General features: G+C 37.9%; 13 protein-coding genes and 1 tRNA gene. 5 read left to right on the top strand and 9 right to left on the bottom strand.

Annotated features, from left to right (window positions below; all coding sequences use genetic code 11):
* The coding region (locus ACKPEB_RS13040; RefSeq protein ID WP_408965363.1) for a type ISP restriction/modification enzyme at nucleotides 1–687 on the top strand (687 nt) is incomplete at its 5' end.
* A gap of 94 nt (nucleotides 688–781) precedes the next feature.
* On the opposite strand, the gene ACKPEB_RS13035 is transcribed toward ACKPEB_RS13040, so the two are convergent.
* Together ACKPEB_RS13035 and ACKPEB_RS13030 are read right to left on the bottom strand one after the other, a co-directional pair.
* The gene (locus ACKPEB_RS13035) at nucleotides 782–2,929 is read right to left on the bottom strand and encodes a PAS domain S-box protein (protein ID WP_408965362.1); all 2,148 of its coding nucleotides are present in this window, start codon (nucleotides 2,927–2,929) and stop codon (nucleotides 782–784) included.
* Nucleotides 2,930–3,270: 341 nt separating this feature from the next.
* On the bottom strand, nucleotides 3,271–3,441 hold the full coding sequence (locus ACKPEB_RS13030) for a hypothetical protein (protein ID WP_408965361.1): 171 nt from the start codon (nucleotides 3,439–3,441) through the stop codon (nucleotides 3,271–3,273).
* Nucleotides 3,442–3,731: 290 nt separating this feature from the next.
* On the opposite strand from ACKPEB_RS13030, the gene ACKPEB_RS13025 reads away from it, so the two are divergent.
* Nucleotides 3,732–4,070 (top strand): 2Fe-2S iron-sulfur cluster-binding protein, encoded by a 339-nt coding sequence (locus tag ACKPEB_RS13025; RefSeq protein ID WP_408965360.1) that lies wholly within the window; start codon nucleotides 3,732–3,734, stop codon nucleotides 4,068–4,070.
* A 51-nt stretch (nucleotides 4,071–4,121) separates the two neighbouring features.
* A complete protein-coding gene (locus ACKPEB_RS13020; RefSeq protein WP_408965359.1) occupies nucleotides 4,122–4,562 on the top strand; it encodes a hypothetical protein in 441 nt (146 codons plus the stop codon).
* Between the two features lie 46 nt (nucleotides 4,563–4,608).
* On the opposite strand, the gene ACKPEB_RS13015 is transcribed toward ACKPEB_RS13020, so the two are convergent.
* The 3 genes from ACKPEB_RS13015 to ACKPEB_RS13005 all read right to left on the bottom strand — a co-directional run bounded on the left by ACKPEB_RS13015 (nucleotide 4,609) and on the right by ACKPEB_RS13005 (nucleotide 5,526).
* Nucleotides 4,609–4,681, bottom strand: a tRNA-Ala gene (locus ACKPEB_RS13015).
* A gap of 104 nt (nucleotides 4,682–4,785) precedes the next feature.
* Entirely contained in the window at nucleotides 4,786–4,998 is a 213-nt protein-coding gene (locus ACKPEB_RS13010) for a hypothetical protein (protein WP_408965358.1), read from the bottom strand.
* Nucleotides 4,999–5,085: 87 nt separating this feature from the next.
* On the bottom strand, nucleotides 5,086–5,526 hold the full coding sequence (locus ACKPEB_RS13005) for a Fur family transcriptional regulator (RefSeq protein WP_408965357.1): 441 nt from the start codon (nucleotides 5,524–5,526) through the stop codon (nucleotides 5,086–5,088).
* A 151-nt stretch (nucleotides 5,527–5,677) separates the two neighbouring features.
* On the opposite strand from ACKPEB_RS13005, the gene ACKPEB_RS13000 reads away from it, so the two are divergent.
* Nucleotides 5,678–6,391, top strand: a complete 714-nt coding sequence (locus tag ACKPEB_RS13000; RefSeq protein ID WP_408965356.1) for a rubrerythrin family protein — start codon at nucleotides 5,678–5,680, stop codon at nucleotides 6,389–6,391.
* Nucleotides 6,392–6,488: 97 nt separating this feature from the next.
* Here ACKPEB_RS13000 and ACKPEB_RS12995 read toward each other — a convergent pair whose 3' ends face one another.
* The 3 genes from ACKPEB_RS12995 to hisF form a co-directional block, all read right to left on the bottom strand.
* Complete coding sequence (locus ACKPEB_RS12995) at nucleotides 6,489–6,875, bottom strand: type II toxin-antitoxin system VapC family toxin (RefSeq protein WP_408965355.1); 387 nt, start codon at nucleotides 6,873–6,875, stop codon at nucleotides 6,489–6,491.
* The gene (locus ACKPEB_RS12990; protein WP_408965354.1) at nucleotides 6,868–7,098 is read right to left on the bottom strand and encodes a hypothetical protein; all 231 of its coding nucleotides are present in this window, start codon (nucleotides 7,096–7,098) and stop codon (nucleotides 6,868–6,870) included. Before ACKPEB_RS12990 ends, ACKPEB_RS12995 begins: the two co-directional genes overlap by 8 nt.
* A 297-nt stretch (nucleotides 7,099–7,395) precedes the next feature.
* The gene (gene hisF, locus ACKPEB_RS12985; protein ID WP_408965353.1) at nucleotides 7,396–8,181 is read right to left on the bottom strand and encodes an imidazole glycerol phosphate synthase subunit HisF; all 786 of its coding nucleotides are present in this window, start codon (nucleotides 8,179–8,181) and stop codon (nucleotides 7,396–7,398) included.
* A 126-nt stretch (nucleotides 8,182–8,307) separates the two neighbouring features.
* Between hisF and ACKPEB_RS12980 the strand changes: the two genes are divergently transcribed.
* Nucleotides 8,308–9,954: a tetratricopeptide repeat-containing serine protease family protein gene (locus tag ACKPEB_RS12980; protein ID WP_408965352.1), complete on the top strand. Its 1,647-nt coding sequence runs from the start codon at nucleotides 8,308–8,310 to the stop codon at nucleotides 9,952–9,954.
* Between the two features lie 27 nt (nucleotides 9,955–9,981).
* Here ACKPEB_RS12980 and ACKPEB_RS12975 read toward each other — a convergent pair whose 3' ends face one another.
* Nucleotides 9,982–11,292, bottom strand: coding sequence for a TldD/PmbA family protein (locus tag ACKPEB_RS12975; RefSeq protein WP_408965351.1), 1,311 nt, complete (start codon nucleotides 11,290–11,292; stop codon nucleotides 9,982–9,984).
* Between the last annotated feature and the right edge of the window lie 334 nt (nucleotides 11,293–11,626).

The following is an 11,626-nucleotide window of genomic DNA, read 5'->3' as shown; positions in this document are numbered from 1 at the left end:
ATTTTTTGTACTAACTTGATTACAGAACGTTGTGCAGTTTCGTTAAAATCAAGAGAAGTAACTTATGTTTTTCCGCTCTATATTTATCCTAATACTGAAAATGAACAATATAATTTATTTACAGAACGCACGCCTAACTTTTCCTCCAAATTTCTAACTGAAATTAAAGCTAAATTAGGATATATCCCCACCCCTGAACATATCTTTTATTATGCTTATGCTATGTTTCATAGTCCTACCTATCGAACACGATATGCAGAATACCTCAAAATAGATTTTCCTCGTTTACCCTTAACGACCCATGAACCATTATTTAGAAATTTAGCTCAAAAAGGAGAAGAATTAGTCCAACTGCATTTAATGAAATCTCAAAAACTTAATAATTTGATGACAAAATATCAAGGAGAAGGAGACAATAACGTTACAGAAGTGACCTACAAACCCCAACAGCAACGAGTTTATATTCATCAAAACCGTTATTTTGAAGGAATACCGCCGGAAATTTGGGGATTTAGAATTGGAGGATATCAAGTTTTAGAGAAATGGTTAAAAGATCGTAAAAAAGCCAAACGGAGTTTATCCTTTAATGAGATTCTGCATTATCAAAAAATAGTTGTTGCGTTGACAGTAACCTTAAATATAATGAAAGAAATTGATCAACTCATTCCAGAATGGCCAATTCCATAAAAAATATAGGTTCAATCAAAATTATAGCTGCATCAAGATATGGGATGAATTGTAGGGGCGATTTAACCTCGTCCTTACCTTGAAATGTCTAGTTTTATTTGTTTCCAATTACCGATGGATTACTCTTTAATGGAATTGTAATTAAAAACTCAGTTCCGACTCCTAACGTTGAAAAACATTGGATTTTTCCTTGATGTTTATCCGTGACTAAATGATAGGCGAGAGATAATCCTAAACTGGTTCCTTTTCCTTGTATGGGTGAAGTCATCAACGGGTCAAAAATACTTTGACACTCTACTTCTGACATTCCAATTCCATTATCAGAAATCGAGATACCAACGGTATTTTTATCCTGTAGATCAGTCCGAATCATAATCTTAGGTTGATCGGTTAAATCTCCCTTAGAACTGGTGATTTCTAACCGATCAATGGTATAGGTGAGTAAATTCATAAACACCTGATTTAATTGTCCGGCGTAGCACTCAACTTTCAGTAACGCGCTATATTCTTTAATTAAGGTAATACCGGGTCTTCCTGCTTTTGCTTGTAGACGATTTTGTAAGATTAAAATTGTACTATCCAACCCTTCATGAATATCAACCGATTTCATTTGAGATTCATCTAAACGAGTGAAATGGCGCAGCGATCGCACGACATCTCGAATGCGTTCTGAACCCACTTTCATGGATTGTAAAATACGGGGTAAATCCTGCTTTAAAAAGCTAAAATTGATTTCTTCTAGTTCATCCGCAATTTCAGGAACAACATGGGGATAATATGCTTGATATAAACCCACTAAATTCATTAAATCCTCAATATAATTTTTAGCATGGGTAAGATTACCCGAAATAAAATTAACTGGATTATTAATTTCATGGGCAATTCCTGCCACTAACTGCCCCAAACTTGACATTTTTTCCGTTTGAATCAGTTGAGCTTGAGTTTGTTGCAGTTGAGTTAAAATTGTTTCTAATTCACCTCGACGTTTAGCTTCCTGTTCTTGACTTTGGCGTAACGCCTCTTCCATTTGTTGGCGTTCAGTAATATCTAATCCGACAAAAACCGCCGCCGAACCGCGATGATATTTTTGAGCTACAATTAAATAGGTGCAAGGAACGCCCCGAACATTTGCCGTAATTTCCCTGGAACTTTTCCAAAGATCTTGGGCAAAAAATTCATAAACAAATTCATTAAATTTAGGGCTATTTTGCAGAAATCCGACTTCTTTTCCGGCAAATTCTTCCGCCGGAACATTGTAAGAATTCGCTAAATGGCGATTGACTCCTAAATATTTTAAATCAGAACTAATCCAAGATACTAACCCCGGTACAGCATTTAAAACCGCTTCTAATTGATCTTTGGATGCCATCACCGAGCCTGATGTGACTTTTTGGTCAGAAATATCAGTTGCAAAACCGCAAATTAATGGAGAAGAGAGAACACAATCTGATCCAAATTCAGTTTCAACAGTGAACTCTGGTTGCACCGATTGTAATTCTAAATAATTAATTGTAAAATCAACGGGAAAAATAAAGCCAGATTTTTTCTGTTGACGAGATTCAAAGGTTAAAGAGCCTTTTAGTTTTAATTTTTGGCAATATTCTTGCCAAACAACAGCCGTTAAATCAGGATCAATATCATTAATATTCAGTTGTAATAATTCATGTTGACTATAACCCAACAGGTGACAAGCCGCTTGATTCACATAACAAAAACGACCTTCTAACGTCATCCAAAAAATTGCCGTTGCTGCTTGATCAAATGCTTGTTGAGTGAGTTGTAACCGTTCTTGTATTTGTTTTTGAGAAGTAATATCTTCCAGAGATAAAATTAAGCCGCCAATGGTTCCTGATGCCTTTCTCCAAGGTTGAACCACCCATTTTTTCCACTCAAGAGAACCCTTCTCTAACGGTTGACAAATTTCTAATTCCCATCGGGGTAATGTCCCCGCTAAAGATTCTTCAGCATTCTGATACCAAATTTCAGGTAAATGGGGAAACCACTCTGGAAGAGAGCAACCCACTAAATCCGAATATTCTTTACCATAATCTTGTTGCCATTGACGCGACACGGCTAAATATTGCAGTTGCGAGTCCACCATCGCCACAGCCGTTGGTAAATATTCCACAAAACGGCGGAAATAATCTTCTTCAGAATGGAGAGAAGTTGCGGAAACTTGTAACTCTCCTACAGGATCAGCAGAGTGAGAAATGAAAATCGGTAGAACTTGCCTTTGGTTCACGGTTTGGCACTCCCTCAGTCAAGATTGGGTCAAATAAATTGATCCCCTGATCAATACCAGATCGAAAAAATTGATTTTAGAAACTCAGCTTTAAATCAAGGCTTACCCAGTGATGGCTATTACCCCCTATTGTAGGATTCATTACACCCCTTTGTCTATGAATCTTCTGGATTTATCCCCATAATTCCCGAAAATTGTGGATTTCCAGACAATTCATCATTATTTTTTATATATGAATTGTTATTTCTAATACTGAAATCTGAGGAACTAATCAATTTAACTCAGGTTCAGTCAAGATTTCCTCTATTTTGAGTTCAAGAAATCGATACCGGGAGCAAAGATTAAAACGGACTCCAGTTCACTAAAAAATAAATTCCTTGTTCCTGTAAGCTGCGATCGCCCAACTCTAACTGAATTAAGGGAATTCCCCAGTCAATGCGTACAGTCAGTCGTTCACCGTATTGACACCTTAATCCTAACCCAACGGATAACAGAGTAGGAAAGTAATTCATAAGTTCGACTCTTCGCCTTAATATCCAAATCATTAAATGGGCGTTCAACAATTCGACTATCGGTATAGTTAAAATCAAATCCTAATTTTGTATTCCGCAACCCCAATTCATTGACTGTTCTCTTGATTTTTCTCTTCAATTCAAGCCGGGGAAATCCTGATGGTTAGCTTTTTAAAATTTAATAATAAATTAAGATTAACATCAGGGATAATTTTGTCTAAACAGTCTGCTTTTCTCCTATAATTAAAAATTGAGATACTCCTGAACAACAATTGAATCAAATCTTTACAATGACAGTTTATCAAGTGCGCTTAATTAACGAATCTCAAGGTTTAGATTGCATCCTTGCAGTTCCTGATGATCAATATATTCTCGATATTGCAAAAGACAAAGGAATTCGTCTACCATCAGGATGTGAGCAAGGAGATTGTTCAGTATGTGTTGCTAAACTTCTAAAGGGTCAAGTCGATCAAAGTGAACAAAAATTTCTCCGTCCTGCGGAAATTGCCATGGGGTATACTGTAACTTGTGTTGCTTATCCTCGTTCAGATTGTACCCTCTATACCCATCAAGAACAAATTTTATATCAATCCTCTCTTTATTATCAATCAAATTCCGCAGAGGTTTAATCTCTCAATTTCTCTCAACTAACCATTAATTATTCACGATTTATTATTAATATGGATCGCTTTTTATACGAAAAATCGATTTCTTACCAAGGACATTTAATTATTCCTTTTGTTCGCGTGACGGTCAGCGATCGCAAGATTTACTCTTATATGTTATTATCCCAATTGGGTCATAAAGGAAAATTTCACAAAACCGAAAATCCAGCCGATCTTTATTGTAGTCAATTAGAAAAAATACTGGAAATTGCTCAAGATCATTTAGACCAACATTCGGATATTGTTCCTCAAACTGATTCTTTTAAATGTCGATATACCTATCAAAATGATTTAATTGTGATTTATCATGAAGGAAATCAATATTTTTATGATCATTACAAACCCTATAGTTTAAATAATATTGCTGCTCCTAAACTATTCGGTTCTGAACAAGACTGCATTAATTGGGTCAAAACCGGATTAGATCGTTCGGAAACAGGGAAAGTAACTGACTAGAAAGTTGAATCAGAAAGACCCAACCTCTATTAAGAGCTATTTTAAATGGAGCTAAGGAGACTCGAACTCCTGACCCCCGCAATGCCATTGCGGTGCTCTACCAACTGAGCTATAACCCCTTGCATCATTTCAATATAATCGTTTAACCGATGGTTTGTCAAGTGGTTTACCAAAATTTTTTCGGAGTGTCAGAGCAGGGTGTCTGGGACACTCCGAATTTCCACTAAAAATAAGAATAAGCGTGCTGAGACATTTGGGCAATGTGGTCAATGCAAGATCCCATCAGGAAGTACACCAGCCCCATGGCTGCGGCTGACAAGGCCACTAAAATTCCGGCCAGCATAAAGGAAAATTCTTTGCACTCAACGGCTTGCTTCATCAGGTGTAATGACCAAGCAACGAGGGCAACATCAATTATTAGAATAGGAATCAGCATAAGTTACGTTTCGTAACATTTCTTCTATTCTAACAGGTGTTCTGAGTAGAATGCAGTGTCCAGCCAAGTCAGACCTAAGAGATGGGTCTATGATTGTCCGAAGGATGAATGACAGCGATCGCAACGACCCTTAACCGTAATCTCATAGGCATTCACCTGAAACCCCGATGGTAAAGCGTTGATTTGCAAATTTTTGAACACTTCCCAAGCTAAATCTCTAATTTGACCACAACCTTCACAGACAAAATGGTGATGGGGTTCGACCTTGGCATCATAACGAGTCACCCCTTCATCGAGAAGCACTTCCCGTACTAATCCCACTTCTCGTAAAACCGTTAAGGCACTATAAACACTGGCTTTTGAGGCGATAGGGATGTCTCGATTAATATCGGTGAGAATCTCATCCACCGTGGGATGATCGCACCGAGACAATAGATTCGCATAAACCGCAAACCGTTGCGGAGTAATGCGTAACCCCTTCTGTTTCATCTCTTGGGTGATTTCAATGGTTCTATTCTGACCGTCCATAACTGGGTATAAGGTGGGATTGAATCTTGTGTTACATATCATAACGTTTATTCTTAATTACTTAACTTTACATTAATCTCATTCAATCCCTTGACAAATTAAAAACTAAGAATTATTCTTAGATATAACCCGATCAAGACGAGGAGACACCATGGACTTATCCAACGCACAAACCGCTAAAAACCTAGAAGCTGCTTTCGGTGGCGAATCGATGGCAAACCGCAAATATCTGTTTTTCGCAGAAGTTACTAAAAAATTAGGCATGGGGGATTTGTCCAAGCTGTTTCGGGACACAGCTAATCAAGAAACTGAACACGCTTTTGCCCATTTCCGTCTTTTGCATCCTGAATTAGTCGTCACTGACCCTGACAGTTTATCCGACGAAGAAAAGAAAAAAATCGCTGCACGGTGTTTAGAGTTAGCGATTGAAGGGGAAACCTACGAATACACCACAATGTACCCCGAATTCACCGCCCAAGCGGTTCAGGAGCGAGATGAAACGGCGGTGGCTGAATTCCAAGAACAAGAAGCCGAATCTCGTGAACACGCCGAAATTTTCCGCAAAGCTGCCTCTAATTTTGGCTTATTAACTCCGATTGAACATCATCACGCCAATCAATATACCGAAGCGCTGAAGGCGTTAGATGGAGTCGCACCGATGCCAAAATCTGCAAGTTCTGATCCTCAAACTCAAAAATGGATTTGTCGTCAATGTTCGATGATTTATGACCCTGTTATGGGTGATCCTGATTCGGGAATTGCCCCTGGAACACCTTTTGAAGCCATTCCTGATGATTGGTCTTGTCCGATTTGTGGCGCGACGAAAAAGACCTTTGTTGTTTACGAAGAAGCGATCGTGGCTTAATCCCAGAAACCGGGTTTCTGAAAATATCTGGATTTGATGCCATTAATTGAATTAGAAACCCGGTTTCTTGACTTTTTGCGATCGCCCCTTTTTTTACCTAATCAAATGGATTCAATATAGTTAACCCATTAACGCGCTTAAAATCCTTAGCATTACGAGTTACCAAAACACATCCCTCAACTAAAGCACAGGCTGCAATTACACCATCACCTAGTTTCAAGCGATAATCTCGACGAATTTGGGCTGCACGATCTAAAACTGATTCTGTCAATGATACGCAGTTAAGAAGCCTCAAAAATTCTCGCATCTCATTCGCTTCTTCTTCCGTCAATGCCGGGTAACAAAGTAACTCGACCCAACTAATCGGACAGTAAAATGCCTCTGCATTTCCCACTTCAATTTCATCAAATATAGGCTGAACTTCTGACCCATCATTAAAGTAGTAAATCAAGATGTTGGTATCGAGAAGATATTTATTAATCATCCCATTCTTCTCGAATTTGCAACTGGAATTCCAAAGCATCGACACGATACGGCAAAAAACCGCGCCATCTCTTTAAATTTTTTCCGGGTAATCTTTCACGACTACTCAGAGTCTGGGTTGTTACCCGATCGCGCATCAATGCTGACAATACTTCTAAAAGTTTTTGTTGCTCGTCAGGAGTGAGATTTTGAGCCTGACTCAGTACCTCGCTATAAGTAGACATTATCTTAATATTGAGATTTTTGGGCTGATTGTTATTATAGCAATTTAGGATGGACAGAAGCGAAGACTGCGATTGAGTTAGGGTGGGGTGGGGTTGTTGGGTGACTTGTGCAGATTGAGGACTGTTGTGGACAGATGTTGATGTTATTATTGCAATAGGGAAATAACCTAAATAACAATTGATGAGGTGTTGGATATTAGCGATCGCGGCTTAATCTTAGAAACCGGGTTTCTCAACAAATCTGCATTGAATGCCATTAACTTAATTAGAAACCCGGTTTCTCTTGTTTTTTAGTGCTCAGAAACCCGGTTTTTCCAGTTGTCTGACAGGGATATGATGATCCGCTAAATAAGTTTTAATTTCATCAATCCGTAATTGACCATAATGTAATAACGACGCTAATAAAGCTGCTTCTGCTTTACCTTCCGTTAACGCTTCATAGATATGATGACAAGTACCCGCACCCCCTGATGCAATCACCGGAATTTCCACAGATTCGGCAATTTTTCGGGTTAATTCTAAGTCATATCCCGCTTGAGTTCCATCCGCATCCATACTCGTAACTAGCAATTCCCCAGCGCCGCGTTTGGTAACTTCTTCAGCCCATTTAAGAGCATCAATTCCGGTATTTTCTCGACCGCCTCGAACATAAACATCCCAACCCGGATTATCAGGATTACTGCGACGACGAGCATCAATGGCTACTACAATACACTGTACCCCAAAGCGATCGCTGGCTCGATTAATTAAGTCAGGATCACGAACCGCCGCCGAATTAATACTAACTTTATCAGCCCCGGCTCTTAACAAATTTTTAATCATTTCTAAGTTTTGAATTCCCCCTCCCACGGTTAAGGGAATAAATACTTGTTCCGCCGTGCGATAAACCACATCAAAAATAATATCTCGGTCTTCATGGGTTGCGGTAATATCCAGAAATACTAATTCATCCGCCCCTGCATTGTTATAAGCCGCCGCCAGTTCTACGGGGTCTCCAGCATCTTTCAAATCAACAAAATTCACCCCCTTCACCACTCGACCCGCTTTCACATCCAAACAAGGCAAAATTCGTTTCGCAAGCATAATCACGCTTTGTGCATTGGGACACCAAAATTTAGGGCAAAAATCCCTTGTTTCAGTGTATAGCAATTTTAGCCATTCAACTACTTTTAAGGAAATGAGGGAATTTGCAACCGGAACCGGATCAAGATGAAGTTGCTAGAAGTAAGAAGCAGTTCTCAGTTAGAAGGAAAAATGGACTATCTATTCATTCGTTATCAGCTTTTAAAAATAGGATTGATCACCTGTTTTAGCTTGATATTGACTTTAATTTTTAATCCTAAAACTATCGCATTAACGGCTCAAGAAATTTATCGCATTAGTCAACCGATTATGGTATTAATTGAGGGAATTAATCCAGGTTCAGGAGTTATTATTGCGAAAAACAATCAGACTTATTATGTACTAACCGCTAATCATGTTGTTAAAACGCCTGATGAATATACCATTATTACGGTTGATGGAGAACAATATCCAATTGATTATAATCAAGTGATTAAATTACCGGGGATTGATTTAGCTATTTTATCTTTTACCAGTGATAAAAATTATGTGATCGCCCATTTAGCTGATTATAATTATGATCGACAATCTCAATATATTTTTATTTCAGGATGGCCAGATTATCAATTACCGATTACTGACCGTAGACCCATTTTCTCAGCCGGATTATTAATTAATGAAGCTGAAAAAGCGTTGTTAATTAAAGAACCCTTTACTAGAGGATATGATTTATTTTATACGAATCGAACACAGGTGGGAATGAGTGGATCACCGATTTTAGATACGGAAGGACGAGTGATAGGAATTCACGGAAAATCAGAAGGACAAATTTTTGAAAATCCCGAATTAGGATTGGTTTCTCGTGTAACGTTAGGATATAGTGCGGGAATTCCGATTCAGAAGTTTTTACAATCAGGAATTGCTTTAAATTTAAACGTAACTCGTCAACCTCCTTCTCCCCTGAAATCACAGGAATTAGAATCGATTCAACAAGCTTTAAAAGCTCCTCGTTTTACAGGAGAATCAACGGCTTTAGATTGGTCTAATCGAGGAAATCAATTCTATCGCTTAGAACAATGGAAAGAAGCGTTAACAGCCTTTGAACAAGCGATCGCAATACAATCTAATTTCTATCCGGCTTGGTATGGTAAAGGAAATACTTTAGTTGAGTTAAAACAATATCAAGAAGCGATCCAAGCTTATTCTCGCACAACCCAACTTCAGCCAGATTTTTATTTAGCTTGGCGAGAAAAAGGTAAGGTTTTTATGAGGTTAAGAGACTATGAAAATGCTTTATTAGCTTGGGAAAGAGCCGTTAGAATTAAACCTGATGATTATCAAATTTGGTATCTGAGGGGAAATTTATTAATGAATCATTTAAAGCGGTATCCAGAAGCGATTCAATCCTATGATCAAGTTGTTAATTTAAAACCGGATTTCGTTGAAGCTTGGACAAACCGAGGAATGGCTTATTATCAATTAAAAAATTATGAAGAAGCTATTTTATCTTTGGAACAATCGTTAAAACTCAATCAAAAACAGGAAAAAGTTTGGCAATTACGGGGCGAAATCTTATTCAATTTACAGCTTTATTCACAAGCGTTAACTTCTGCTGAAAACGCTTTGAACTTAAATTCACAAAATCCGCAATTGTGGCTGTTAAAAGCTAAAATTTTAGCCAAAATGAAGAACTACCAACAAGCGAGAATCTCTGCATTGAGGGCGTTAAGATTTCAACCCCGTAATCGGGAAATTATTAATTTTATTCGTTCTTTAAGTTCCTCTAAACGTTAGGGAAAAAAGCATAAAGTTGATCAATCCTTAATTTGATTGTTTCGTAGCAACCCCCAATTGTTGAAACAGTAAACTCGGAACATAGGAACTACTTCCGACCCATTCCGGTTGATTTCCTAAATCGACTAACTGTTTAAAGGCGTCAAAAATATTTCCAGCGACCATTGTATTTTTGACTCGACCAACAATTTTACCTTGTTCAACTTTATACCCTAAATCTAAGTTAACAGAAAATTCTCCAGCGAGTTGATTAGATTGACCCGCCCCTAAAACTTGATCGACAATTAATCCTTCATCGATACTTGAAATTAAGTTTTCTGTTGATGTTTTTCCGGGTTCAATACATAAATTGACTAAGGATGGACTGGGGCGAGATAACCCCCCTCGAAATCCATTTCCGGTGGATGAAATTTGACCTCGACTTCCCCATTGTCGATCCCAATAAAATTGATGAACTGTTCCTTGATCAATGAGTCGTTTTACAGTGGTTGGGGTTCCTTCATCATCGAACGCACAAGCTGAGGGGCCAAAATTCGGATCTTCATATAAACTTAAGCGAGAATCAAATAAAGTTTCTCCTACTTTATCCACTAAGGGTGAAGATTTTTGAACGATATTTTGACCTGATAAAATGGTTTTAAATAATCCACCAAAGATTCTAGTAACGGCTTGAGGTGTAAAAAAGACGGGAAACGAACCACTTTGAATGCTGGCTTGTTGTTCTGCTAAGCGATATTTTCGGATTAATTCTTGTAGTAAATAATCGGTGTTTAAAGGGCGATCGCTGGCTACATCATAACAGCCAATTTCTAAAAAATCTTCTCCTCTGACCAAATTTCCTGATAAGGAAGCACTGAATAACTGATGATAACGTTTCGCATAAACTTCTTGATTGGTTACAATTTCAATTTGTTCACGAGCAATATTAAACCCGACGCTAACTAAGATATCAGGATTATAATTGAGTACCTGTTCAATCAGGTTTTTTCCGGTTTCTACTAATTCTTGAGTCGGAGGAGAAATATAAGAGGGGACATCGGAATCAAACTGTAAATTAGAAGCGAATTCAAAATCTGCTAGAGCTCCAATCTCTGCGGTTTGTAAGGCGGCTTCTACTAAGTCTTCTAAGCGGGTTAAATCCGTTGAACTTGCAAATCCTAATCTTCCTTGATGGATAACTCGTAATGCTATTCCTTGTCTGGCTTTTGTTTGTAGAGATTTAAGACGATTATTTTCAAACTCAATGGGAGTATTTTGACTCGATAGATAATAAACCTCAACCGCATCTGCTTTTTGAGTGGCGAGTTGCAAAACTTGATCTAAGATAGGATTTACCATTGGGAATGGATAGAATAGGGTTGTTTTTATTATATAACAAAAACCAGAGGATTTGCAATTATAATTAACTATCTATTAGTTTTTAAATATTTTTTCCTTCTAAACTTAAATCTAAAATATTAGACAATCACTTTTTTTTATTTCCCATTATCCATTCGTAATTCGTAATTCGTAATTGCCTATTCCCTATTCCCTTATTATTAAATTCCATGACTTTTTCCAATCACCCAATGACGTCGAAAAAAGCGAGATAGGGAGGATTCTTCTAATTGTAAAACAATGGGGCGACCATGGGGACAGGTGCGAGGATTTCGGGTTTTAATCCATTGATCTA

Origin of the sequence: Planktothrix sp. (genome assembly GCF_046067725.1) — a bacterium.
Lineage (GTDB): Bacteria > Cyanobacteriota > Cyanobacteriia > Cyanobacteriales > Microcoleaceae > Planktothrix.
Note: the sequence above shows the minus strand (reverse complement) of the source record. Positions and strands in the feature narration are given on the sequence as shown.